The 25,547-nt window shown below is 40.3% G+C and carries 28 protein-coding genes and 1 pseudogene; 11 read left to right on the top strand and 18 right to left on the bottom strand.

All coding sequences use genetic code 11. The features are described 5' to 3' along the window. Nucleotides 1-49 precede the first annotated feature (49 nt). Nucleotides 50-310, bottom strand: a complete 261-nt coding sequence (locus FMM05_RS13040) for a hypothetical protein (RefSeq protein WP_143373837.1) — start codon at nt 308-310, stop codon at nt 50-52. Between the two features lie 147 nt (nt 311-457). Between FMM05_RS13040 and FMM05_RS13035 the strand changes: the two genes are divergently transcribed. Next, nucleotides 458-682: a hypothetical protein gene (locus tag FMM05_RS13035; RefSeq protein ID WP_143373836.1), complete on the top strand. Its 225-nt coding sequence runs from the start codon at nt 458-460 to the stop codon at nt 680-682. 150 nt (nt 683-832) lie between these two features. Here the strand turns inward: FMM05_RS13035 and FMM05_RS13030 are convergent, their stop codons facing one another. From FMM05_RS13030 to FMM05_RS13020, 3 genes are all read right to left on the bottom strand, one after another. Beyond that, nucleotides 833-1,069, bottom strand: coding sequence for a hypothetical protein (locus FMM05_RS13030; protein WP_143373835.1), 237 nt, complete (start codon nt 1,067-1,069; stop codon nt 833-835). Nucleotides 1,070-1,254: 185 nt separating this feature from the next. Next, nucleotides 1,255-1,590 (bottom strand): hypothetical protein, encoded by a 336-nt coding sequence (locus FMM05_RS13025; RefSeq protein ID WP_143373834.1) that lies wholly within the window; start codon nt 1,588-1,590, stop codon nt 1,255-1,257. Nucleotides 1,591-1,673: 83 nt separating this feature from the next. Further along, nucleotides 1,674-2,318: a hypothetical protein gene (locus FMM05_RS13020; RefSeq protein ID WP_143373833.1), complete on the bottom strand. Its 645-nt coding sequence runs from the start codon at nt 2,316-2,318 to the stop codon at nt 1,674-1,676. Nucleotides 2,319-2,468: 150 nt separating this feature from the next. Here FMM05_RS13020 and FMM05_RS13015 point away from each other — a divergent pair, with 150 nt between their 5' ends. Further along, entirely contained in the window at nt 2,469-3,068 is a 600-nt protein-coding gene (locus tag FMM05_RS13015) for an IMPACT family protein (RefSeq protein ID WP_143373832.1), read from the top strand. Nucleotides 3,069-3,136: 68 nt separating this feature from the next. Here the strand turns inward: FMM05_RS13015 and FMM05_RS13010 are convergent, their stop codons facing one another. Beyond that, entirely contained in the window at nt 3,137-3,535 is a 399-nt protein-coding gene (locus FMM05_RS13010) for an acyl-CoA thioesterase (RefSeq protein ID WP_143373831.1), read from the bottom strand. 190 nt (nt 3,536-3,725) lie between these two features. Between FMM05_RS13010 and dnaA the strand changes: the two genes are divergently transcribed. The 3 genes from dnaA to FMM05_RS12995 all read left to right on the top strand — a co-directional run bounded on the left by dnaA (nt 3,726) and on the right by FMM05_RS12995 (nt 6,452). Continuing rightward, complete coding sequence (dnaA, locus tag FMM05_RS13005) at nt 3,726-5,153, top strand: chromosomal replication initiator protein DnaA (protein ID WP_143373830.1); 1,428 nt, start codon at nt 3,726-3,728, stop codon at nt 5,151-5,153. Continuing rightward, nucleotides 5,153-5,626, top strand: a complete 474-nt coding sequence (locus FMM05_RS13000) for a low molecular weight protein-tyrosine-phosphatase (protein WP_143373829.1) — start codon at nt 5,153-5,155, stop codon at nt 5,624-5,626. The genes dnaA and FMM05_RS13000 overlap by 1 nt, the downstream gene beginning before the upstream one ends. Before the next feature lie 100 nt (nt 5,627-5,726). After that, nucleotides 5,727-6,452, top strand: coding sequence for an SAM-dependent methyltransferase (locus FMM05_RS12995; RefSeq protein ID WP_143373828.1), 726 nt, complete (start codon nt 5,727-5,729; stop codon nt 6,450-6,452). A 54-nt stretch (nt 6,453-6,506) separates the two neighbouring features. On the opposite strand, the gene FMM05_RS12990 is transcribed toward FMM05_RS12995, so the two are convergent. From FMM05_RS12990 to FMM05_RS12975, 4 genes and pseudogenes are all read right to left on the bottom strand, one after another. Beyond that, nucleotides 6,507-7,277 carry a metallophosphoesterase family protein gene (locus FMM05_RS12990; RefSeq protein ID WP_143373827.1) on the bottom strand — a complete coding sequence of 257 codons (771 nt, stop codon included), beginning with the start codon at nt 7,275-7,277 and terminating at the stop codon, nt 6,507-6,509. Between the two features lie 2 nt (nt 7,278-7,279). After that, nucleotides 7,280-8,353, bottom strand: a pseudogene (arsB, locus tag FMM05_RS12985) (ACR3 family arsenite efflux transporter). A gap of 12 nt (nt 8,354-8,365) precedes the next feature. Beyond that, nucleotides 8,366-8,836 (bottom strand): DUF6428 family protein, encoded by a 471-nt coding sequence (locus FMM05_RS12980; protein ID WP_143373826.1) that lies wholly within the window; start codon nt 8,834-8,836, stop codon nt 8,366-8,368. 18 nt (nt 8,837-8,854) lie between these two features. Next, on the bottom strand, nt 8,855-9,187 hold the full coding sequence (locus FMM05_RS12975) for an ArsR/SmtB family transcription factor (protein ID WP_143373825.1): 333 nt from the start codon (nt 9,185-9,187) through the stop codon (nt 8,855-8,857). Between the two features lie 124 nt (nt 9,188-9,311). Between FMM05_RS12975 and FMM05_RS12970 the strand changes: the two genes are divergently transcribed. The 3 genes from FMM05_RS12970 to FMM05_RS12960 all read left to right on the top strand — a co-directional run bounded on the left by FMM05_RS12970 (nt 9,312) and on the right by FMM05_RS12960 (nt 12,661). Continuing rightward, nucleotides 9,312-10,853: a SulP family inorganic anion transporter gene (locus tag FMM05_RS12970; RefSeq protein WP_143373824.1), complete on the top strand. Its 1,542-nt coding sequence runs from the start codon at nt 9,312-9,314 to the stop codon at nt 10,851-10,853. Nucleotides 10,854-10,900: 47 nt separating this feature from the next. Next, a complete protein-coding gene (gene nhaA / locus FMM05_RS12965) occupies nt 10,901-12,076 on the top strand; it encodes a Na+/H+ antiporter NhaA (protein ID WP_143373823.1) in 1,176 nt (391 codons plus the stop codon). A 183-nt stretch (nt 12,077-12,259) separates the two neighbouring features. Then, nucleotides 12,260-12,661 carry a hypothetical protein gene (locus FMM05_RS12960; RefSeq protein ID WP_143373822.1) on the top strand — a complete coding sequence of 134 codons (402 nt, stop codon included), beginning with the start codon at nt 12,260-12,262 and terminating at the stop codon, nt 12,659-12,661. Between the two features lie 2 nt (nt 12,662-12,663). On the opposite strand, the gene FMM05_RS12955 is transcribed toward FMM05_RS12960, so the two are convergent. The 4 genes from FMM05_RS12955 to dapF all read right to left on the bottom strand — a co-directional run bounded on the left by FMM05_RS12955 (nt 12,664) and on the right by dapF (nt 15,945). Continuing rightward, on the bottom strand, nt 12,664-13,314 hold the full coding sequence (locus tag FMM05_RS12955) for a peptidoglycan-binding protein LysM (RefSeq protein WP_143373821.1): 651 nt from the start codon (nt 13,312-13,314) through the stop codon (nt 12,664-12,666). A 272-nt stretch (nt 13,315-13,586) separates the two neighbouring features. Continuing rightward, a complete protein-coding gene (mltG, locus tag FMM05_RS12950; RefSeq protein WP_143373820.1) occupies nt 13,587-14,627 on the bottom strand; it encodes an endolytic transglycosylase MltG in 1,041 nt (346 codons plus the stop codon). A gap of 11 nt (nt 14,628-14,638) precedes the next feature. Continuing rightward, on the bottom strand, nt 14,639-15,169 hold the full coding sequence (locus FMM05_RS12945) for a GNAT family N-acetyltransferase (protein WP_143373819.1): 531 nt from the start codon (nt 15,167-15,169) through the stop codon (nt 14,639-14,641). Further along, a complete protein-coding gene (gene dapF / locus FMM05_RS12940) occupies nt 15,163-15,945 on the bottom strand; it encodes a diaminopimelate epimerase (RefSeq protein WP_143373818.1) in 783 nt (260 codons plus the stop codon). Before dapF ends, FMM05_RS12945 begins: the two co-directional genes overlap by 7 nt. A gap of 101 nt (nt 15,946-16,046) precedes the next feature. Between dapF and FMM05_RS12935 the strand changes: the two genes are divergently transcribed. Then, complete coding sequence (locus FMM05_RS12935; RefSeq protein ID WP_143373817.1) at nt 16,047-17,447, top strand: S1C family serine protease; 1,401 nt, start codon at nt 16,047-16,049, stop codon at nt 17,445-17,447. A 65-nt stretch (nt 17,448-17,512) separates the two neighbouring features. On the opposite strand, the gene FMM05_RS12930 is transcribed toward FMM05_RS12935, so the two are convergent. Together FMM05_RS12930 and FMM05_RS12925 are read right to left on the bottom strand one after the other, a co-directional pair. Then, nucleotides 17,513-18,208: a response regulator transcription factor gene (locus tag FMM05_RS12930; protein WP_143373816.1), complete on the bottom strand. Its 696-nt coding sequence runs from the start codon at nt 18,206-18,208 to the stop codon at nt 17,513-17,515. Further along, a complete protein-coding gene (locus tag FMM05_RS12925) occupies nt 18,201-19,595 on the bottom strand; it encodes a sensor histidine kinase (protein WP_143373815.1) in 1,395 nt (464 codons plus the stop codon). Before FMM05_RS12925 ends, FMM05_RS12930 begins: the two co-directional genes overlap by 8 nt. Nucleotides 19,596-19,795: 200 nt before the next feature. Between FMM05_RS12925 and FMM05_RS12920 the strand changes: the two genes are divergently transcribed. Further along, nucleotides 19,796-20,209, top strand: coding sequence for a hypothetical protein (locus tag FMM05_RS12920; RefSeq protein ID WP_143373814.1), 414 nt, complete (start codon nt 19,796-19,798; stop codon nt 20,207-20,209). Between the two features lie 78 nt (nt 20,210-20,287). Here FMM05_RS12920 and FMM05_RS12915 read toward each other — a convergent pair whose 3' ends face one another. From FMM05_RS12915 to FMM05_RS12905, 3 genes are all read right to left on the bottom strand, one after another. After that, entirely contained in the window at nt 20,288-22,561 is a 2,274-nt protein-coding gene (locus FMM05_RS12915) for a T9SS type A sorting domain-containing protein (RefSeq protein WP_143373813.1), read from the bottom strand. 127 nt (nt 22,562-22,688) lie between these two features. Next, nucleotides 22,689-23,027, bottom strand: a complete 339-nt coding sequence (locus FMM05_RS12910) for a T9SS type A sorting domain-containing protein (protein ID WP_143373812.1) — start codon at nt 23,025-23,027, stop codon at nt 22,689-22,691. A 41-nt stretch (nt 23,028-23,068) separates the two neighbouring features. After that, nucleotides 23,069-23,503, bottom strand: a complete 435-nt coding sequence (locus tag FMM05_RS12905; RefSeq protein WP_143373811.1) for a hypothetical protein — start codon at nt 23,501-23,503, stop codon at nt 23,069-23,071. A gap of 223 nt (nt 23,504-23,726) precedes the next feature. On the opposite strand from FMM05_RS12905, the gene FMM05_RS12900 reads away from it, so the two are divergent. Next, nucleotides 23,727-25,175: a glyceraldehyde-3-phosphate dehydrogenase gene (locus tag FMM05_RS12900; RefSeq protein ID WP_143373810.1), complete on the top strand. Its 1,449-nt coding sequence runs from the start codon at nt 23,727-23,729 to the stop codon at nt 25,173-25,175. Nucleotides 25,176-25,547 lie beyond the last annotated feature (372 nt).

The raw sequence follows: 25,547 nt of genomic DNA, 5'->3' as shown, positions 1-25,547 counted from the left end.
CATAAAGGTAGCTATTTAAGCCACCGCAATAGTTAATATTATGGCAAACTTAACGGCTCAAATTATCAGGATTGATAGGTGCCGAATATTTATTGAGGTATTTTTCCAGCAATTTGCCTTGCTTAAAGCTAAGCTTCCAGATAATTTTATTGGTAATGGTATGGCACCACAACTCTACAAAAAAATTATCTATAGCATACAGCAGTTTTTTGTTAGTGCCATCTATGCAGGCATCTATCAATACACCTTCATCCCATAAAATGCGGTATTGTTCTTCTTCATTTAGATTTTTGTAATCTGCTAACTTCATAACACAAAAATACAAAATGTACTTTAATATTTGGGGTAACGCAGTTTATACAAAAATTATTATACCGTGATTTTTAACTAATATTTACAAACCTATTAGCAAAAATTAACACTGCAAATCAGGAAATTAGCTAAAAAATAAAAAGCTATGAAACTGATACTCCTTCTCCCTAACATTGCGCTTTTTGCCATATCTTTTTTCAATTTAAACGACACAACATCACAGCCTAATATTGCAGTAACACTGCTGCACCTTTTTGTAATGCTGATTTGCCTAACTTTTACAGGCCTTATAGTTCGCTCTATGTTTACTATTAAACAGGTAGAGATGAACGAGCACACCAACGAGGTTATGCATCAGGTTACGGCATAATATTAATACTCCCGATATAATAAATCCCCGGCTCAATGTAATTTGAGTCGGGGATTTTTGTTGATACACTATTAACATTACGCGGATTTACAGAAAACAAAAAACCACGCAAAAGCGTGGTTCCTGTATATTTTAAACTATAATTTTTAATTATATAGCTTTTTGCTCTTTGTTTTTCTTGTAGTAATAAAAAGCAAATGAAATACCTAAAATGGCTAACCAAATAAGCTTTGTATTGATTGGAAGACCAGCTTCGCTATCATCATCATTACCTTCTACACAGTCATCATTAACACAGTCACCGTTATCATCACCTTGAGCAAACATAACGAAATCACTAACCAACAGGAAAGCAACCATATACCATTTTAAAAGATTTGTCTTCATAATTTCGGGGGTTTAAATTATTACTGCAAATATAACAGTTAATTCCTAAAAAAAAAACATTACGCTCTATTTTAATAATTTATTGTCATTAATATCGATGTAGTGCAATTAATGCTTCAAATTTCTTAAAGAAACGCATTAAACCTTTCTTATAAATCAACAAAAAGGAAAAGGATGATGACCGATTATTCCAAAACTATTACAGCAATGTAGAACAACAACACAACTACAAGAAGTACCCAATAATACATCATCCTTACCTTCCTTCGCTCATCGTAATCAACCAGTTGTATGGTATCTGTACTTGCTGTTATATTATTGTCCCTCAACAACTCATTTACCCTACCGCTGTCTTGTATGAGTAAAAAATAGCGGGTATCGCTGCCTGATATTGCCTGATTATCGTCAACATGAAAACGGATATTGTTACTTAATAAAAGCGCTTCAAAGTTAATTTTATCCTTAAGCGCAACATACAGCTTAAAGTGATCCTGGTTTTTTATGTAGAAATTGTTTGGCATGGCTAATGATAATACAATCTTAAAGTTCACTTTTAATAACGTAAAAAGCGCGATAAAATCGCGCTTTTTCAAAGTAACTTAAATTACTTTCTAATAGCCGTTACTTCGTATTTAAAAGGAGCATCCTCCATTTTATCTACAACATATATATAGAATGGAGTTTCAACTCTTTTCGCTATAAAAGCGCTACCTGAATTCCACCAATTATCAGATCCACTCGGAACATTAGGAACATCACTTTCTAACTCTTCTCTATATACTTCATTATCGTTAGAATCTTTAATAATAACGGTAAACATTTTGTTATTTGCAGATTCTATTGTAGATCGTTCAATCTCAAGGTCTACAATTCCGCCAACAGCAAACTTTTTATATTCAGCAATCATTCCGTCAAGCTTCTCCTTTGCCCACATTTCTTTTTCTGAAGTTTTTTTAATAATTTCAATTTGTTGAGCTAACGAAACATATTTTACAGAAGTTTTCTCCCCGCTATACTTTTGCTTGCCTGAAATTTTCTTTACAGTATAACCTTTAATTTGGGATGCATCAATAGAATCTTTTTTAAACAATTCAAGTTCAGCCTTTTCAGCTTTTTGAATTGAATCTTTTGCAGCAGCTTCTTTCGCAGCAGCCGGGTCAGCAGGAGCATCTGTTGTCTTTTCATTTTTGTTACACGAAACTAAAACAGCAGTACACGCTGCGAACAGCATCAATTTGTTTGTTTTCATTTTACTTTATTGGTTTATTTTATCGTGCCGAAATTAATAATTTTTACTAATATTTCTATTTTTTATCGAAAAAGTAATAATATTTTTATATTATAGATAATTTGCATAAACCAAAACTGTAAAATACCTTTGCCTTATATTTGATGCTTTTTGAAAAAAGACACCTATAAAACCCTTGCTGCTCCATCATCCGAAACACTGTTTAAAGAAAAGAACAGTAAGTTTTTTGGCTATGCCTACCCGGTTACTACTGAAGATGAGGTTAAGCCATTAATCACTGATCTTAGAAAACAACACCAATCGGCTGGACATTTTTGTTATGCTTTCCAGTTAGGGGCAGATACTGTTTACTACCGCACTAACGACGATGGCGAACCCAACAACAGCGCAGGAATGCCTATTTATGGGCAAATACAAAGTTTTGGTGTTACAAATGTGTTGGTTGTGGTTGTCAGGTATTTTGGCGGGGTGAAGTTGGGTGTGGGCGGACTAATCTCTGCGTACCGAACCTCGGCACAAATGGCTTTAGAGGCATCAGAAATCGTTGAAAAAACCATCGATGTACTTTATACTGTAAAATTTGGCTACCAGGACATGAACAAAGTAATGCGTATTATTAAAGAGAAGAACCTTAATATCGTATCGCAAAAAATGGAAAACAACTGCGAAATTACCCTAAGCACCCGAAAACAAAATGCCCCAATGGTGTTTGAGGTATTTAGCAGTTTACATACAATTACGATTAAGTGATCAGTCTCAGTTTTCAGTTTTCAGTTAATTTTTGGACTGAAAACTAAGACTGAAACTGCGACTAAAAACTATTTTCCCAGCTTCTCTTTTACATAGTCCGGCGGCACTACCGGGCGGCCTGTTTTCATGTCTACAAACACTAAAATCGAGTTGCCAATTGTTAATAACTCACCTGCTTCGTTGTAGATTTCGTAGTCGAATTCTATCTTGACCGACTCCTGTTTTTTTAAGATAGTTCTTACAGTTAAGAGATCATCATAACGGGCCGGTTTTTTATAATTTAATGTTAAGGAAACAACAGGCAGCATAATGCCGTTTTGCTCCATAAACTTATAACTAAGTCCCAGATTTCTAAGCCATTCAACCCTGCCCATCTCGAAGTACTGCGCGTAATTGCCGTGATACACAACCCCCATCTGATCGGTCTCTGCATAGCGAACACGTACTTTAAATTCGTGAAAATTCATATATTTAAAATGTTAATTTTTTATTAATTTTAGGTTGATGCGCTTACAATATTTTTTTATAAAAATCAATACACCAAAAGTTTTTTTTTGCTGAATTTTGTAACCATATTTGTTCTCCCTAAAAGGAATGAATTTCCGGTCATTCCCTTTTGTAAGACAACCTTTAATAAACAACTAATTATCAGGATATATGACTAAAACTGCGCAATCGGTATGGGAAAACTGTCTACTATTCATAAAAGACAATATTCAGGATCAGGCCTACAAAACCTGGTTTGAACCCATCAGGGCAGTTGAGTTAACTGACGGTGCTTTGTACATTCAGGTACCCAGCAAATTCTTTTACGAGTGGCTGGAAGAGCATTATGTTAAGTTGTTAAAAGTTGCACTTACTAAAGAACTTGGCAATAGCGCAAAGTTACTTTATAAAATTAAGATGGAAAACACCTTTGGCAACAAACAGCCCTTTACAGAGCAGTTGCCAAGCGCCCATCGCGCACCTGTTAAACCGCAGGAGGTTGATTTCCCGCTTCAAAATAAAAACCCTGAGCTTAAAAACCCGTTTGTTATACCCGGCATTCGTAATCTTAAAATAGAGTCGCAGCTTAATGCAAATTACAGCTTTGACAACTTTTTTGAAGGCGACTCTAACCGTCTCGCCCGTTCTGCAGGATTGGCTGTGGCAAACAAACCGGGAGGCACATCGTTTAATCCTCTACTTATATTTGGTGGCGTAGGTTTGGGCAAAACCCACTTAGCGCATGCCATTGGTATAGAAATTAAGGATAAATACCCGGATAAGACCGTTCTGTACATATCTGCCGAGATCTTTACCCAACAGTATATCGATTCGGTTAAGCGCAATACCCGTAACGATTTTATTCACTTCTATCAGTTGATAGATGTACTTATTATAGACGACGTTCAGTTCCTGTCCGGCAAGACCGGTACCCAGGATGTGTTTTTCCACATCTTTAACCACCTGCACCAAAATGGCAAACAGGTTATCCTTACATCAGATAAGGCACCGGTAGATATGCAGGATATAGAGCAGCGCTTACTATCGCGCTTTAAATGGGGCCTTTCGGCAGAATTGCACCAGCCGGATTATGAAACCCGTGTATCGATACTAAAGAACATACTATTTGGAGACGGCGTAGAAATGCCCGAAGAAATAATAGAATATATAGCCCGTAACATTAAAAGTAATGTACGCGAGCTTGAGGGTGCCATAATATCGCTTATTGCGCAATCATCTTTTAATCACCGCGAGGTAACGCTTGAGCTTGCCAAAATGGTGGTAGAAAAATTCGTGAAAAACGTTAAGCGCGAGATTTCAATCGATTACATTCAAAAAGTGGTGTCTGATTATTTCCAGCTTGATGTAGATACGCTGCAATCTAAAACCAGAAAACGCCACGTGGTGCAGGCCAGGCAGCTTGCCATGTTTTTTGCAAAGAAGTTTACCAAAGCATCGCTTGCTAACATTGGCTCGCAAATAGGCGACCGTGACCACGCTACCGTACTACATGCCTGCAAAACGGTTGACAACCTTGTTACTACCGATAAGCAGTTCAGGAAATTTGTAGACGATATCAACAAAAAACTATCGGTTTAATGCCCGTTAAGATATTAATGGTTTGCCTGGGTAACATTTGCCGCTCTCCGCTGGCTGAAGGCATACTACAATCTAAACTTCCTGCTGATAAATTTTTGGTAGATAGCGCCGGTACAGGCAACTGGCATGCCGGTTCGGGTCCTGACCCACGCTCTGTAGCCACTGCAAAAAACCGCGGACTTGATATCAGCTGCCAAAAAGCACGGCAGATAAAAAAATCTGACTTTACAGATTTTGACCATATTTATGTTATGGACAGCTCTAACCTTAAAGACGTTACACAGCTTGCACCAAACCCCGAAGCTAAGGCCAAAGTAAAACTAATGATGGATGAGATTTTTCCCGGCCAGAAAGTTGATGTGCCCGACCCTTACTATGGTGGCCCCGAAGGTTTTGACAATGTATATGATATGCTTGATGAAGCTTGCGAACTTGTAGCTGTTAAGCTTTTAAAAGAGCACCATATTCAATAATTCCGCTGTTACAGCACTTCTATTTATCTTTAGTAAGTAGTAATTAACACGAAAGGAAGTTAATTAATATGCCTATTTTTGCAATTATCTAAACAAGAAGATGAATACACCATCCCCTAAAGGAAAACTATATTTATTACCGGTGCCGCTTGGCGAAGAAGGCGACACTAAAGATGTGTTACCACAGGCCGTAGAACGCGCCATTGAGTTTATAGACCATTATATAGTGGAGAACGATAAAACAGCGCGCCGTTTTATTAAGGCTATACTCCCAACAAAAAAGCAACCCGACCTTAAATTGTCGGTTTTAAATAAGCATACAAAACCATCCGAGCATAGTGGCTTTTTACAGCCCTGCATGGAAGGTAAAAATGTTGGCCTGATGAGCGAAGCCGGTTGCCCCGGTGTGGCCGATCCCGGCGCTGCCATTGTAAAAATTGCACACGAAAAAGGCATACAGGTGGTTCCGCTTGTGGGGCCATCATCAATATTGCTGGCTATGATGGCGAGCGGTATGAACGGGCAAAGCTTTGCTTTTAACGGTTACCTGCCTATAGAAAAAGGCGAGAAAAGGGCCGCCCTAAGAAACTTTGAGAAATTATCTCAGGATAAAAGCCAGTCGCAATTGTTTATAGAAACACCTTTTCGTAACAACAAAATGCTGGAAGAAGTGCTATTGGCTTTACAACCTACTACACACCTGTGCATTGCTGCTGATATTACCCAACCTACCGAATTAATTAAAACCAAAACTGTAGCCCAATGGAAAAAAGAAGTGCCCGACCTGCATAACAGGCCGTGTATCTTTATCATTCATAAATTTTAGCGCTACATTAAAATTGGCCACCTGCATTTTGTGGCTTACCCGTTCATATAGTTGTTAATAAGCTTTTCTAAGCATATCGGCATATTCGTCCGGCAGCGGACTATTTTCTACAGCTTTTGCCGCTGTTTCAACATCATAATCAAAGCGTATAAATTCTACACCAATGCTGTCTTTATTTAAAACACTGGTATTTTCGTTTATGGCAATGATAACATAACATCCCCTTACATCGCCGTCTTTGGGTTTACCTACCGACCCAAGGTTTATGGCATGGCGATAATGAGGTGCATCTGTACCTGAATTTAAAATCCTGTGATACGGTTTGTGGGTATGCCCAAAACACATTATATCGGCATCGGCTTGTTCCATAATACGAAGCAAACTTTTCTCTTCCCGGTCTTCAAACAAATACTCATTAATTTTACGGGGGCTGCCGTGTACAAGCAACAGGTTAAGCTTATCTTCGTTCAATTGAAATTCTACCTTAATATGCGCTGGCAAATTCCGCAGGTAGTTACGCTCGCTGTCTTTAATAATTTCGTTTGTAAAAGATATAGATACATTTCCGTTTGCCTTATCATGGTCGGTTTTATAGGCACAACCGCACTCGTTGCTCATCCTGCCAATACCAAAATCATAATTTCCTGCAATCGTGGGTATATGCCTTTTACGTATCTCGTTAACCACCTCGTTAGGCCAGATGTTGTACCCCACAAGGTCGCCCAGGCAGTAAACAGAGTCTACATTTCTTGTATCAAGATCTTTAAAGAAAGCTTCTAAAGCAGGCAGATTAGCATGGATGTCGCTAAATAATGCTATTTTCATTGTTATATTTTATTTGTAGTTGTATTGTAATATTTATCTCTAAACCAAAATGCAAGGTTTACCAAGGCTATTAACGCCGGTACTTCTACCAAAGGGCCTATGACCCCCACAAAAGCCTGCCCACTGTTAATACCAAATACCCCTATAGCTACAGCAATAGCCAACTCAAAGTTGTTGCCGGTAGCGGTAAAAGCTATAGCCGTATTTTGAGAATAATCTGCTCCCATTTTTTTGCCAATAAAAAAACTTACCACAAACATTATGGCAAAATACACCACTAACGGAATGGCTACGCGAATAACATCTAAAGGAATTTGCACAATTAAATTACCTTTTAAGCTAAACATAATAACAATGGTAAACAATAACGCTATTAATGTTATGGGAGAAATTAGAGGAATGAATTTGTTTTGAAACCAATCTTTACCCTTTAATTTAATTAAGCTGTAATGAGAAATAACTCCGGCTAAAAACGGAATCCCCAGGTAAATACCCACGCTCTCGGCAATCTGTCCAACAGTTATGTCTATCTCGAGGCTTTTAATGCCAAATAAAGGCGGCAGTAATGTAATAAACACTTAGGCATAAACACTATAAAGCAATACCTGAAATATACTGTTAAGCGCTATTAGCCCTGCTGCATATTCGCGGTTGCCTTCTGCAAGGTCATTCCAAACCACCACCATAGCAATACATCGTGCAAGCCCTATCAATATAAGGCCGGTCATATATTCAGGATAATCCTGAAGAAAAATTATTGCCAGAAAAAACATTAATACCGGCCCTATCAGCCAGTTTAAAACTAACGATGCTGTGAGTACGCGGGTATTTTTAAAAACCTCTCCAATTTTATTGTACTGCACTTTAGCCAAAGGCGGATACATCATTAAAATTAACCCTACAGCCAAGGGAATATTTGTGGTGCCACTGGAAAACGAATTTATAAAACCTGAAGAAGAAGGAATAAAATATCCTATTAAAACACCTAATATCATGGCTAAGAAAATCCATAATGTAAGGTAACGATGTAAAAAACCAAGCTTTTTTCGTTGGTGTACGGGTGCGCAGTGATCCATAAGTTATAAAAATTAGCAGCAGCCTCCGCCGGGGGTGCATGAGTTACCATCATTGTTACCCAGCATTTGCAAACTCACCTTAGGTTTAGAAGGTATACCGCAGGCATCCTGCGCCAGGCAGGCCGTTTGTTTATTTAGTAATACAAAGTCGATACCATTAAAATTAAGGTCATATTTACCAATAGTTTCTGATTGGTATTCTACCTCAATTTCAAAGTCGCCCATTCCCAATACCTTCTCAGATAGTGCAATAATATCAAGCAGTTTCTTAGGCTTTAGCCTGTGTTCAAAATCGTTAGCATCCCACAGCTGAAAATTGGCCACTTCTTCTTTACGCACCACTCCACCACAATCTATAAAGTTTTTGGTTATAACCCCAACTTCGGTAACGTGAAAATTCTCGGGCACAAAAGTGCCGTTTGGCAGTTTAAAATTTACAGCTTCGGCGGTAGCCAGATGGTTTTTAATTTCAGATAATTTCATGATCTGTATATTTTTAGGTTAACAACATTCGTTTTTCTTATTCGCAATAGAAAGGGTAATATGATCAAAAAAAGATTTTATTTTCTCAAAACCAGCCTCATCAATACAATAACAAACCGAGGTTCCCTCAATACTCCCTTTTATTAGCCCGGCATTTTTAAGCTCTTTTAAATGCTGCGATACCGTGGCCTGCGCCAAAGGCAATACCTCAACAATATCGCCGCAAACACAGGCATTTGTCTCTAACAAATACTCTATAATAGCTATGCGCGCAGGATGCCCTATTGCCTTTGCCAGCGCTGAAAGCTCATTTTGGCGCTCTGTAAACTGATCTGATTTTGTGATGCCCATAGCATTTGTTTTTATTTATCGCAATATTACGATAAATATTATTTAGTTTTGCAGCCGGTATATTAATTTTTAGCATGCTTAAATAGCAAGGTACTTTGTAACTTTGCGCAACTTACAGACATACATGCAAACCAAAACGTTCGGCCTTTTCGACTTTACACAAAAAGTAAACTATAAAAACGAGATACTGGCGGGCTTAACCGTAGCCATGACCATGATTCCGGAGTCGCTTTCGTTTGCAATACTGGCAGGCTTTCCACCACTGGTGGGACTTTATGCTGCCTTTATTATGGGGTTGGTAACCGCTATTTTTGGCGGAAGGCCGGGCCTGGTATCCGGCGGTGCGGGTGCAACGGTAATTACACTTATAGCATTAATGCAGGCACAAGGCATAGAATATGTTTTTGCTGCTGTAGCCTTAGGTGGTGCATTTCAAATATTGGTCGGACTTTTTAAACTGGGTAAATTTATACGGCTTGTACCGCAACCCGTTATGTACGGCTTTGTAAACGGACTGGCAGTGGTAATATTCATGTCACAATTAGGTCAGTTTAAAACCATTATAAACGGCGAAGAAGCATGGCTAACAGGTTCTACCCTATATACAATGGCAGGATTGGTAGCGTTAACCGTTGCCATAGTAATTGGCTTTCCTAAAATTACCAAAGCCGTACCGGCATCGTTAGTAGCTATTATAGTGGTGTTTGCAGTAGTTTTAGGCTTTGGTATCGAAACCAAAACTGTTCAGGATATAGCATCAGTACAAGGTGGCTTCCCTCCTTTCCATATTCCGAATATCCCTCTAAATTTGGAGACACTCCAAATCATACTTCCCTACTCCTTAATCATGGCAGCTGTAGGACTTACCGAAGGCCTGCTTACGCTGAATTTAGTAGATGAAATTACGGGTACCAAAGGCAACAGTAACCGGGAATGTATTGCCCAGGGCACGGCTAATATAGCCAACGGTTTCTTTTTTGGTATGGGTGGCTGCCCCATGATTGCTCAAACACTGGTTAATCTTTCAGCGGGATCGAGGGCAAGGCTATCGGGTATTATAGCTGCAATAACCATACTTATCATTATACTTTTTGGGGCGCCTGTTATCGGCAAACTACCCATGGCAGCACTTGTTGGCGTAATGATGATGGTTGCCATCGGTACGTTTGAGTGGGCCAGTTTCCGTATTATTAATAAAATGCCTAAGCAGGATATATTTACGGGTATCATGGTTGCTCTAATTACAATTACACTACATAATTTAGCTTTAGCTGTGCTGATTGGCGTTATCATCTCTGCATTGGTTTTTGCCTGGGAAAGCGCCAAACGTATACAGGCTAATACCCATATTGATGATACCGGCGCAAAGCATTACGCGATTTTCGGGCCATTATTCTTTGGGTCAACCACTACTTTCTTAGAAAAATTTGATGTAGCTAACGATCCTGATCAAATCGTGATCGACTTTAAAGAAAGCCGGGTTAACGATATGTCGGCCATTGAAGCGCTCAACAATATCACAAAGAAATACAGCGCTGCCGGTAAATCGGTTCACCTAAAACATTTGAGTCCGGACAGCAGGCAATTGCTTAAAAATGCCGAAGGTGTAATCGTAGTCAATATACTGGAAGACCCCAATTATAAAGTAGCTACCAACAAGGCTTAGGCCGCATTATTGTTGGGGTTTGATGTTAAATTCTGTATTTTTACAATATGGCAAAACTCATCAACCTTAAAGTATTCAGAAACTTCTTCAGCTCATCATCTTCAGGCGGCATCCTATTATTATTGTGCGTGGTAATATCGTTAACCATTGCAAATACCGGCCTTGCCGATAATTTTGAGAACCTGCTGCAAACCGGCCTTGGTTTTGAAACTACTGTAATACATTTAAGATATCCCCTTATAACCTGGATAAATGATGGCCTTATGGCTATTTTCTTTTTACTGGTTGGGCTTGAGATTAAACGCGAAATTGTTGAAGGGGAATTATCTACAGCGCGCCAAGCGGCGTTACCGGTACTTGCGGCCATTGGCGGTGTTATTGTACCTGCCCTCATCTACAGTATTTTTAACCATAACGAGGCGCGCACTGCTGCCGGATGGGGTATACCCATGGCTACCGATATTGCTTTTGCCTTAGGGATACTCTCATTATTGGGTAACAAAGTACCCATCGGGCTTAAAATATTTTTAGCTGCTCTTGCCATTGTAGACGATTTGATGGCTATACTGGTTATTGCTATTTTTTATTCGGGTGAACTGCATTGGATATACCTGGGCTATGCAGCTGCTATAATAGCCTTACTAATTATATTTAACCGATTAGGCGTTAAAAGCCTGTGGATGTATTTGATATCCGGAGCTGTTATATGGTATTTTATACACCATTCCGGCGTGCACGCCACTATTGCCGGGGTGCTTACTGCCCTTACCTTACCTACTACACCTGACGCCACTGAATCGCCGTTAGAAAAGCTGGAGCACCTACTTTCTAACCCGGTTAACTTTATTATAATGCCTATTTTTGCCATTGCCAATACTAACATTACGTTTGAGAGTGGGATGACACAATCGCTTTTCAGCAATTTAGGGCTGGGCATTGTTTTAGGGTTATTTTTAGGGAAACCAGTAGGGATATTTGCCATGTCATGGCTATCGGTAAAACTTAAGGTTGCCCAGTTACCCGAGGGAGTAAGATGGCCACATGTATTAGGATTGGGATTATTAGGTGGTATAGGATTTACAATGTCAATTTTTATAGCATTGTTGTCTTTTGATAAGCCCTGGCTACAAGCCGAAGCTAAATTTGCCATCCTAACAGCATCGATATTGGCAGGAATTGCAGGATATGTGACGCTGGCAAGCTATAATAAGAGGAGTAAATAAGTTTCAAAATTATGGAACTGGGCAGCCAATGTAAACAAATTAAAAATTTGCGACCGCATATTTTAAGGTATTATTAAAAAAGGGGCAGTCAAATTATAAAATTGTTTTTTCGCACACCAAACCCTTATTTCATAAGGGTTTACCGCATTTTTTTGATTAAATTAGCGATAAACGAAAACTACAATGCCACTATTTCCAGACCTTACAATCGTGATTGTGCTTTGTGGTGGTGTAATAGTATACCTCCTTACTAAGCTATTGAATAGCAGGGCAGGCTATAAGGAAAGGAAGAGCTACCTGTTATTGCAATATCAAAACCTTCGTAAAAAATCGTTACAGCTGCAGGAAAATCTCAGCCAGTACATTCTTAGCGGCGACCACTTAAAAGAAACGTTTACTGATGGGATGACCTATGGGGAGTACCTAAAATACCTGCAAAAAAACCATGTAAAAAACCTCAGCGAAAAGGGATACGCAAAAGTTAAAAATAGTAATAATAGATTACAGCAAAAAAAAGTTGGAGAAATATTAAGTGAGCAGGAAATTGTGCTTAAAGATGCGGAGGATAAATTAAAGCTTCTATAAGCTTAGTTAAGCCTTACTTTAGGCTCAGGGTGCGCAACGATAGCAGAAGTATCATAACCTCCAAATTTTTTGATATAGCTTTTTAATGAAGTACCAAAACCATCGCGGAAAGCCCTTTTACCATTACTATGCAAAAAGTTCTTTACCGAGTTTGCGCCTGCAAGGTGTGCAGCGGCTAATAGGCCCGATTCGGTAATCATGATGCCATTTATTATTTTGCCATCAAAACGGTCTATCTCGTTTCTAAGTTCCCATTTGTTTTTAGAACACAATGCTTTAAAAGCACGTTCCTGTAACGCAGGGTTATTTAAAAATTTATTGGAGTCTTTAATGCCCAGTGCACGTAAGGCGCTTTTGCCAAACTGGTACTTACCCATGTAACCGTAACGGTTAACTAATTTGTAAAGGCCCTGAGATTCTTTAATGGCTACGGCTTGTTTAAAGCCTACATACGTTTTGCCGGTAAAGGGGAAATTGAAATTTACTTTGGCGGTTTCGTCAATAGTAGGAACTGTGTAATTGGTAATTTCGTCTTCGGCTAAGTGAAAGCCTTCTATTTTACCAAACTGTTTTTCTTCTTTAGGTTTGAAACCTGAGCTCACGGTTGCTATAAAAAGTCCTAAGCCCGCAAAGTATATCCATTTCTTAATCATGTGTATTTATTTCTCATAATCTGTCACCTTATGAATTTCACAGATGCAAATATACAACAAAAAAACACAACCTGATTTACAGCACCTTAGCCGCACACCCTACTTTAACTTTTTGTTAAGACCATGTTACCTTGTAAGAATAACGCTTAATTACCCTGTTTAAAGGGAATTACAAACCCGGTAGCTTTAAAATTTTTGTAGGGCATTTAGGGTAAAAAAAATTCCGGAAAAGTTTAAAAACCTCCGGAATTCTTTATAATTTATGTAAGAATTTACCTCTTTATACCCATCTTTTCTACCCAGGCAACATACTTTTGGCGGTTAACTTCGTGCTGCGCCGGAGTAACTGCAAATTCATGGTAGCCAAAATTAGTAACACTGGCGCAAAAATAAATGTAATTGTGCTGCTCAGGGTTTAGTACGGCATCAATAGCCGAGATATCGGGCATGGCAATTGGCCCCGGAGGTAATCCCTCATATTTGTACATATTGTAAGGAGAATCAATAAGCAGGTCTTTAAAGAACACACGTTTAATAACCTGGTCAAAATCGCCCGACTGCTTTTTAATAGCGTAAATAACGGTTGGGTCGGCTTCCAGCTTCATGCCTTTTTTAAGTCGGTTAAGGTATACGCCTGCTACACGTGGCCTCTCATCGTTCTTAACGGTTTCTTTATGCACAATAGCCGCAAGTGCCGATACCTGCAATGGCGTTAAGTTTTGCGCTTCTGCTTTGGCAAGCCTTTCCGGTGTCCAGAATTTACGGTATTCTTTCATAAGCTTATCCCTAACCTTGGTGCCTGTGGTGTTCCAAAAGAACTCGTAGGTATTAGGTATAAAAATGCTCAGTACATTATCTTCGTTAAAGCCGTTCTCTTCTAAAAAAGCTTTATCGGTAAACGCTTCAAGTAACTGAAGGCTGTCCGGCTCAATTTGCTGCGCTATACGGCCTACCGCCCTTTGCAGGGTTTCCTGGTTATTGAAGGCAATATTCACCGTTAGGGGCTGGCGCAGGGCTATTATAAGGTCGTTGCTGCTCATGCCGTTCCTAAAAACAAACTTACCCGCTTTAACGTTATTGGGATATTCTTTTTTCTCGGCTGTACTCACAAAGCGGTCCATATCTTTAACGTATGGCTTAACCAGTGCTTTTACCTCCTCAAAATTACTGCCTGTGGGTACAAATACCGCCACTTCTTCTTTATCAAAAGCCGTGTTTGGCGAAAATATATCCTTATACAACATATAGCCATAAATGGTACCGCCGATAACCACGACCAGCGACACGATGCCTACAATTTTCCTTAAGTTCAAAATGCTATGTTTTAGTTATTGTTTATTAGTTGGTACAGCGCCTCATCATGGTATTGGTTGTGCTGCCTGTTCCAGTCTTTTTTTATCCCAATTAATTGGAAGCCAAAATTAGTAAAAAGGGTGGTACTTGCAACATTATCTAAATGGATATTTGCATACAGCTGGTGCAGCTGCAATTTGGTAAAAGCGTAGTTAATAAGCAGGCTTAAAGCCTCTTTGCCAAACCCTTTATTACGGTCCTGATCCTGTTCTATTATAATACCCACACCTGCCCTTTGGTTGGCGGGGTCAAAGTCAAAAAGGTCTATCAAACCCACAGTAGCGGTGGACGCTTTATCGCAAATGGTAAGGCGTAATTGCTTGGCCTCATAAATATCCTGATGGGCATTTTCCAGGTACTGGCGTATTAAAAAGCGGCTATAGGGCGTTTGCGTATTGCTAACATGCCACATAGCTTCGTTATTTTCTATACGGTAAATAAAATCAAGGTCTTCGGGCTCCAGGGCCCTAAGGTAAATAGTGTTTCCCGTTAAGGTTACCATTCTGCTTCGCCTTTAAAAACAAATTTAGCCGGGCCAATAAGATATACATTGGTAAACTGCTTTCCGTTTTGAGCAAAAGAGACTTTTAACTCGCCGCCAGGTGTGCTCAGGCTTACATGGTTAGCATCGGTCTTACCCAAAACTTTCATGGCTATGGCAACGGCAGTTACACCAGTACCACAAGACAAAGTTTCATCTTCTACACCACGCTCATACGTGCGTACTGAAAATTTGTCATTTTCAGTCTGACTTACAAAGTTTACGTTGCTACCTTTATCTCCATATAAACCGCTGTAGCGGATGTTTGCCCCTATGTGCTTAACATCTAAAACCGGCAGGTCGTCTACAATTTCAACGTGATGTGGCGATCCGGTATCTAAAAACACGTAATCTTCGTATACCGATACGGTATTTACATCCTTCATGTGCAGCGATACAATGCCATACTCATCTATAGTGGCATGATGGCGGCCATCTACCGCATCAAATTCGGTTTCGTTATCTATAATCCCTAAGGCATTGGCAAAAGCCACAATGCACCTGCCGCCGTTGCCGCACATGGTGCTTTCATTTCCATCAGAATTATAGTATACCATACGAAAATCAGCACTTCCTGCGTTTTCTAATAAAATGAGCCCATCGCCCCCAATACCAAATCGGCGGTCGCAAAGCTTTGCAACAAGTTTGGTATCATTTTTGGGAAATATATCATCGCGGTTGTCTACCATGACAAAGTCGTTTCCGGTGCCCTGGTATTTGTAAAAAGTGTATTCCATTTAGTGCATATAATAAGGACAAAAGTACGAATATAAACGACATAAAAACATGGCTGCTACCGCACTTTAACCATTAAAAAAATTAAATACTGTTTACTATTATGAAACAAATTTCAAGCCTGTTCCTGGTTTCCCTTTTAAGCGGAGCCACAACCCTTGGAGCTTACAAACTGGTATTTGATAACGACACTCCAAGTTCTGCCTTATCAATAGCCGCTCCCCAATCTGCATTTAGCAGGAATGTATCATTAACCGGCGCTGAAGCCCCTACCGATTTTACGGCTGCAGCCGATAAAGCCGTGCATACAGTGGTTCACGTTAAAAACACATCGTATGCTACTGCGCCAAGCAACCCCATGATGGAGTTTTTTTACGGCTCTCGCGGCGGCCAGCAACAGGCCCAGGTGGGTACCGGTAGTGGTGTTATTATTACCGAAGACGGCTACATTGTTACCAACAACCACGTGATACAAAACGCATCGGAACTGGAAGTTACCCTTAACAACAACAAATCGTACAAAGCAAAACTTGTAGGCACCGACTCTAAAATGGATATTGCCCTGCTTAAAGTAGATACTAATGAGAAGCTGCCGTATGCCACCTTTGGCAATAGCGACGACATGAAAGTGGGCGAATGGGTGCTTGCCGTAGGTAACCCGTACAACCTTAACAGTACTGTTACCGCAGGTATCGTTTCGGCGAAAGCAAGGAATTTAAGTAAAGATGGCCTGCAATCGTTTATACAAACCGATGCTGCCGTTAACCCCGGCAACAGCGGTGGTGCGCTGGTTAACACCCGTGGCGAGCTTATAGGTATTAACACCATGATAAGCAGCACTACAGGCTCTTATGTAGGCTACTCGTTTGCTGTACCAAGTAACATTACCCGCAAGATAATAGAAGACCTTATGGAGTTTGGTAATGTACAGCGTGGTGTACTTGGTGTACAGGGCAACGAGCTTAACAGTACTTCGAGCAAAGAACTGGGAACAAACCAAACACAAGGCTTTTATGTTAACAGTGTAGTAGATAAAAGTGGCGCCCAAAAAGCAGGCATTAAAAAAGGTGATATTATTGTAAAGATAGACGATAACACTGTTACCGGTTTTGCCGATATAAGCCGTTCTATTGTTACTAAACGCCCTAACGATGTGGTTAAGGTTACGGTAGACCGTAATGGCGACCTGGTTACCCTGCCAGTTAAGCTTACAAAAAATGAGATTAACAGCCTTACGTATGACGGACTTGAGTTACAGGACCTTTCAGCGGCTGAAAAGAAACAGCTTAAAATAGATTATGGAGTGAGGATAAAAGAGATTACCGATGAGAATTATATGCCTTACTATGAGGAGCTTAAAGACGGTATCATCCTAAGTATTAATAACGTTAAGGCTACAGATATTGAAACCGTAACCGAACTGTTATCGCGCAAAGGGCAAAACGAGCGTGTGCGTGTAGAGATGCTTACTAAAAACCGTCAGGTGGTACGCTTTATAATGTAATTATTCATCTTGCTTTATATTTTTAGTGAAGTCCCGCCTTTTTAGGCGGGATTTTGTTTTTATGGCTATTCCCTAACGATTATCTTGTAGCCTATACCCCTAATGTTTACGATAGATACAGCAGGATCTTCAGAAAAATATTTGCGGAGCTTTGTTATAAAGACATCCATGCTGCGGGCACTAAAAAACGAATCGTCTTTCCATAGCTCCAGCAATACATTCTGGCGGGGCAGTACCTCATTTTTATTCGCTATAAGCCTGTATAGCAGCTCATTTTCCAAGTGGGTAAGTATAATTCGCTTATCGGCACGGCTCAACTCCATACGGGTACGGTTAAAACGATACTCTCCTATATTATAGAGCGTAATAGCATCGGGAGCTACAGCAGGTTTAGATGTCCGCTTAAGCAGGGCATTCATACGCACCACCAGCTCCTCTATACTAAAAGGCTTTTTAAGATAGTCGTTACCTCCCGTCTCAAAACCTTTAACCACATCTTCGGCCAGGGAGCGTGCCGTTAAAAATATTACGGGTATATCAGTGTCCTGCTTACGAATTTCTTTTACAAGGCTGTAGCCATCCATACCGGGCATCATAATGTCTACCACACAAATATCAAACTTTCCGGGCACAAAAGCCTCCAGCCCGCGGAGTCCGTCCTGAGCCCATTGCACTGTAAAGCCATTTTTAGTAAGCATATCGCCGGTTATCTTACCAAGCGACAGCTCATCTTCTACAAATAATACATTTATGCTATCCATTGTCCTGATCCTGAGGTAAGGTTATTTCAAACGTGGTGCCTTTGCCGGGCTGGCTTTTTAGCAGTTTTAATACACCCTTGTGAAGGGCAATAATTTCATAAGCGTAGCTAAGGCCAAGTCCGTAGCCTTTTACGGTGTGCACATCACCTTCAGATACGCGGAAGTACGGCTTAAAAATATCTTTATGATGCGCCTCGGCAATGCCAACACCATTATCTTCTACCCATATCTTTACCTTTTCACCCTCTTCCCTGGCACTAAAATAAATCTGGGCATTACCCTCAGAATATTTTAAGGAATTATCTACCAGGTTACAAAACACATTGTACAAATGCTCGGCATCCGCCTTTATGTACATATCATCCGGGATACTATCGGTGTTAATTACGGCGTTGAGCGCCTCGGTAGATGGTTTAAATTTACCTGCTATATCGGCAAGCATCTGCTTAATATTTATATTCTCCTTTTTAAGGTTTATCCGGCCATCGCTAAGCTTGGCGTTGTATAAAATGCTCTCGGCCATTTCGGTAAGGCGCTTTAAGTCGGCCTGCATTATGTGTATGTATTCGCGGGCGGCAACCTTATCATCAAGCATATCATATTTATCAAGCGCCTCTGTAGCCGCATACAGCGTAGCTAACGGTGTCTTGATCTCGTGCGTCATATTATTGGTAAAGTTATCTTTCATTTCCAAAAGCTTGCGGCTTTTTTTAGTACTGTTTATAAGCAACACAACAGCACTTATGCACACTATAAGATAAACTATAGAAAGCACTATATCCCATACCATATTTTGAAACACCACGCTTTCTAAATTAAACAGTATGAGCCTGAACTGGTTAAACGGATTTATTTGAGAGGTTTTAACCACGATAAGAGCATCGGCGGTATTGGGCATTGGGTTGGGAAAACTTGTCTTTTTATCACCAATATTGTAGGAAAGCCCATACTCAAGATTAGGATAAGCAGCTGAAAGCCTTGATTTAAATTTATTATAAAGCACACTATCTAATTTGCCGCTGCCTTTTAAAGAAAGTATAGAGTCAAGTGTTTTTTGAATGCTGTCACGCAGCATGCCATGCTCAGCATCGCCCGATAGCTTAACCTGTATGCTTATCCCTTCGGTTAAAGAATCGGGTGGTAAATGCCTCATTTCCGGAGCCAGTATGGCCCCGTTACCATTAATATTCCCCATGATAGACATGCCATCATAATCAAGGGCATATTCTTTAAGCATATTCTCTGTTTCCTCACTTATAAGCGATTTTTGGTTATTGTAAACGGAGTATAGCCAGTACAATTGGAAACACGTAATAAAAGCCACCGCCATTAGCGCATAAACTAACAGCAGGTTGGGCTTTTTAATGGTGGTAAACCTCTTTTTCATGCTCCAAATGTATATAATAAATATATGCTAAAAAGCCACTTAACACTAAATAACATTGCAACGTAACGCTTTAGCATTTTTGCAATTTACAGCTTAACACTGATTAACAGTAAATAGCAGTGCGTAACCAAGCAGCCTGCTATTGCAGGATACATTTGTATTATACAAAAAACATTATTTATAACTTAAAAGATACTATTATGAAAACTAAATTGTTGTTACCCATCATCCTGCTATTACTGGCTTTTGCAGGCAATGCACAGCAAAAAAGCAAATTTGCACCACAACTGGATGCAGTACTAAAAATGTTTACAACCCGCAATACCGAAGCTGCCGCCGATGTGCTTGCAGAGAATTACACCATTGCCCGCATATTTCCGGGTATGGAAGAACAGGTGCTTAAAGAAGTTCTAAAACAGATACCCACCTTTAGCGGCTACATTATTAAAAACGAAAAGCCCGACAAAGACGGTACCCACCTTACGGTTGACTTTACAGTTATAAACGATGAGGAAAAGAAATTCCCAGCTAACTTCTTAATATTGAAAGACGGAAAGATACAGGAACTCAACATACTTGAAAATGCAACTGTAGAAACAAAATTACCCAATTGATTGATGATACTGCTTTTAGGGTAAACAAAAACGGACGGCTAAAATGGCCGTCCGTTTGCAATGTGTTGCAGTTATAAATTACTGTTTTACAATTTTAAGGGTAGCAGTCTGCGTACCTGCCGTTACCTTAACAAGGTAGGTGCCTGTACTAAGCGCCGACATATCTGTCACCGCCTGAAGCTGTGTGTTATCCCTGCTTAAAACCTGTTGTCTCATAAGGTTATACACCGTAACATTCGTAATTGCACTACTATAATTAATAGTCAGCACACTGTTTACCGGGTTAGGATAGTATGTAAAGCCTTTATTAGTAAAATCATCTGTACCTAAAGTAGTGGTAATTGTTACTTCAAAAACCTCACTGCTGCATTCGCCATTGTTTTGAACCGCATAGTATGTAGCACCGTTTACAAGCTCTGTAGTAGTAGGTATTGCGTTAGTACCCGCTTCTGCATCCTCCTGGGTAGGATACCATGTAACCGAAGCACCATTAACAGTTAGTATTACAATATCAGTTATTGTTGCGCCCGGAGTGGTAATGGTTTGCTCTTCAGCCCCTTCAATTTCGGGCAGTGCATCAATATTAACTGTAAATACTGCCTCAGCAAAACAGCCCTCTACAATTTCAGATTCGGCATAAACGTATAACGTTGTCGTCTCTGTTATTTCATCACCGGCCTCATACTCGGTGCCAGTACCTTCAGTACCACCATAATAGGCTCCGTTAGTAAGGGCGGGCAATACGTATGTAGTACAAGAAAACACGTCTTCTACTTCATCCAGGTTTACCACATCAATAATAACCTCTACAGGAGTACGCTCTTCACTTTCGCATGTGCCTTCAATAGCCGCAGCATAATAAGTACCTGCTACTAATGCATCACTTTCAACCACTACGTCATCGCCTGTGGCACTGTAATACCATACAATATCTCCATCAAAATTAGGAAGATCTGCACCTGTGGCAGCATTACATAATGTAATATCTTCTTCAATTTCAGGAGCTTCAAGATTACAATCAGTAGTTACATTAATGAGATAATCTTCTACCTGACCGTAACCGGCGCCATCTTCGCTGGAACAAGGGTCGCTGGTAAACTCATAAAACAATTTAAACACCCTCATATAGGTTAAACCCGGAAGCGCATCTTCTGGTACTTCTATATCGCCGGTAAGCTGTACACCATCAGTTCCGTTAGAATCAACAAGGTAGCCTATTTCATTCTGTTCATCATCATCTTCAAAATCTCCATCGTGGTTCCAGTCTATAAATACGGTAAAGTACGTTTCATAACCATCGCCATCAGGGTCGTTTGTATTACCTTCAAGTGTAATCTCATACGTTTGGCCCGCCGTAACCTGTCCCGGCGTTAATCCTGTGAAATTCTCTACACCCGGAGAACCATTAATAGCTGCCGAAGAAACATTATCAATACCTGCAAAATTTACAAGCGTAATAGGCTCTATATCTTCCTCAAACGGCACATCGCAGTAGCATTCTAACCCGCTGTTGATTACCTGTACAGGTGTACTGGTTGCTGTTTGTCCGCTACCTGTGCATGTAATAACGGCCCTATACCATGTGCTGGCAGTTTGTGCAGCACTGTACGTAGGGCTCGTAGCTCCGGTTATTGGTGTATAATCAGTACCGTTAGTAGACGATTGCCACTGAAAAGTTAAGCCGCCTGAATAGTAAGCAGGTGATAATGAAAGCTGTGCCTGCTGAGAATTGCATATAGTGCCGTTAGCCGCTATAGTTGTTGATGCCGACGGTGTACCTTCGCACGGCAAAGAAGCTGCCTGGGTAACCGACACATTATCAAAATACAGCAGGGCATCTATATCAATATCTTCATCAGGATTTGCAGCCGACCTAAGCCTTAAATAAACATTGCTGCCTGCCGGTGGGGTAAATGCTACAGTGCGTGTGGCACAATCACCTGAAACAATGTGGTTTGCAGGAGATACAGTTTCTATAAGTGTCCATGGGCCTGTTGCCGAAGTGGAGTATTCAACAGAGAAATTACCCCAATTGGGAGAATTAGGATATGGAGTATCGTCATAATAATCTATAAGCTTGTATTCGTAAGACAGCGTTGCCAGCTGCCCGTTAGATATCCCTAAAGTAGATGAAACGCTGGTACCTTCTTCATAGTAGGTATATAACTCTGTAACAATAGAGTAACCGTCGCACGATTCATAATCATCCAGCCAATAGGCGTCTTCAGGGTTCGTCCAGAATACTTCGTCACCCTCAAAATCTTCAGAGTAAGAAAGTTGTGAGTAAGAAAGCTGTGTAAAAAACAGGCTTAAAAACATAAAGCCCGTTAGCAAACGTAATTTTAAATTCATAGCAGTAGTGAGGTTAAAAGAATTATAAGTACATTAAAATTAACACATTATGTTTTCTAAAAGTTTAATTTTTAAATATTAATGCGTTTTTTAAGATATTTTTAACAAAACTAAGTCAAGCAAGACTTTATTTCTTAGTGACATTGATTTCCCTAATTTCATCGTTAGCCGTAACCTTTAAAACATAATCGCCATGGGCAAGGCCCGTAAGATCTAAACGAGAAAGATTTTCGTTAAGATCTTCAACTACCACCTCACGACCCTGATTATCAAAGATAAGGATGCTGCTTATGGTTCCGTCAAAGCGAACATTAAGATAGTCTTGTACCGGGTTAGGATATACCTGTATCCCACCCTGAGCAGTTATAGGGCTTATGGTAATACCATCCTGTAAGGCGCTAACATCATCTATATACACGTAGTAGTTGCTCTTTGGGTTAATGCCGCCGCCTGCCCTAAAGCGCAAATATACTTTGCTACTATCGGCTGGAGTAAAGGTAACCTGCCTTAAAGCACAGTCGGCACTACATGGTTTTGAGGTGTTATAGCATCAATCTGTGTCCACGGGCCGTTACGTGTAGGGCCATAATCAAGGGTAAGGCTGCCCCAATCGGCTATATTTTCAGGCTGATACGGCAGTACATTATCATATTTAAGGAGCTTGTAACGGTAAATCAGTACAACCTCTTCGCCATCGCTAACTCCTATTGCAGGCGAAACCGTCTCTACCACATTACGTTGCGCCGCATTTACATTGGCGCGAAGGGCAAACGGTGTTTGGCAGGTTGCAACATCGGTAACTTTAAAGTCAAGGTCAGTCCATTTGTGGTCTACCTGAGAGAAGTCCTGTTGGTAATCTATCTGTGCCGATACGTTTACCGGGAGTAAAACACTCAAAATCAACATAATGGCAAAGCATATAGAATGTAGATTTGTTTTCATGACGGCAGTAATTTATTGTTTCTAATAAAGTTACCACTTAAATAATCAGGCTACTGTTAATAAAATATTGTTTAACGCCATTTTACCGCAGCATTAATAAGATTTTAACAAGACTGACTAATATTTAAAAAATAGTAAAAATAATTGCGAATTTATTTTACGAAAACGATTGATATTTATACATTTGCCTCACAATACAACAATTCAAACATTTTTGCTCCCGATGAACAATACCGTTTTATACGAAAAAGAACTTTCTTACCAGGCCGACAGGCGTAAAGCAGGAGTAGAATTTATAAATATTGTGAGTGAACTGTGGTACGACAAGTCTATTGAGCTTGTGCTTTTCCGCAACCAGCTAATAGACAAGAGTGTAGGCGAAATAATCAACCTGCATGAATATGCCGGGGAGTTCATTAAGAAACCCATCAATGTTTTTGATACCGTAGAGATTGCCCGTGCCATTAAAGTGGCCAATTTACAGCCTTCACGTATCGACATTGGTAAGTTAACCTACGAGTATCAGCTTGATAATAACCATTATAACGATGCCACTGCCTTTGTTAACCACAAGCTGCGTGATGCAAAGGTAAGCCGCAACATACAGCCTAAAGACGTGGTACTGTACGGCTTTGGTCGGATTGGCAGGCTCCTTGCCCGCGAAATGATGAGCAAAATTGGCAAGGGTGCGCAACTAAGGCTAAGGGCCATAGTAGTTCGCGATAAGAATGATGCTACCCTGCTGGAAAAGAGGGCATCACTGCTAAGGCACGACTCTATACATGGCGATTTTCAGGGATCTGTAGTGGCCGACACAAAGAACAACACACTGATTATCAACGGTGCAACGGTACATATTATCAGCGCAGCCAACCCTGATAAGATCAACTACACAAAATACGGCATCAACAATGCCCTTGTTATAGACAATACCGGTGCTTTTACCACCCACGAAGCCTTAGAGCGCCACATGGCTGCCGAAGGCGTTGATAAAGTGCTACTTACGGCTCCGGGCAAAGGCATACCCAACATTGTATATGGTGTAAACCACAACGACCACAATCCTGATACTACCGATATTTACTCGGCGGCATCGTGTACTACTAATGCCATAACCCCTGTGCTTAAGGTACTTGAAGATACTTTAGGCGTTGTTAAAGGCCACCTTGAAACCATACACGCCTATACCAACGACCAGAACCTTGTGGACAACATGCACAAGAAGTACCGCCGTGGCAGGGCAGCAGCCCTTAACATGGTGATTACCGAGACCGGTGCAGGTAGTGCTGTAGCAAAGGCAATACCCTCGTTATCAGGTAAGTTAACAAGCAATGCTATACGCGTACCGGTACCAAACGGGTCACTTGTAGTGGTTAATGTAGAGGTAGAACGCCCTACAACCATAACCGAGGTGAACGAGATCATGAAACACTACGCCCTTGAAGGCGAATTAGTAGAGCAAATTAAATACTCGGTAAATAACGAACTGGTTTCCAGCGACATAGTAGGCACTTCGGCGCCGGCTATATACGATAGTAAGGCCACCATTGTAAGTGCCGACGGTAAAAATGTAATACTTTACGTATGGTATGACAACGAATACGGCTATAGCCACCAGGTTATCAGGCTGGCTAAATACATTGCAAAAGTAAGGCGTTATACTTACTACTAAGAGACCGACCTAAACCAACCATTTTTTTTCTTCATAATTGTTAAATCCGCCCTTTTTTGCCGAGGGGCGGATTTTGTTTTTAAACCATCAAAAAGTGCTTAATTTTTCTCTTTTGGACTCTGACATTCGTTATCAAATCACACTCTAAAAATGCCGTTGGCGAAGCCGTTTTAAATTCAAAATCTAAAAAAATAATTAAACACCTAATTATCATCCATTTAAAATATACCGATTGGTATATTAGTGTTAAATGTAATTTACTGCAAGATCCGCTTCAGTACCATGCTACCAAACCTGTTGTAATTTTGCAGAGGGATTTAGGGATAATTTTTCGGGATAAGGTTTAGGGATACTTTATGATGGCAGGTTTTG

The organism is Flavobacterium zepuense, assembly GCF_007097145.1.
In the GTDB taxonomy this organism is placed as follows: Bacteria; Bacteroidota; Bacteroidia; order Flavobacteriales; family Flavobacteriaceae; genus Flavobacterium; species Flavobacterium zepuense.
This window is presented reverse-complemented; position numbering and strand designations above follow the sequence as displayed.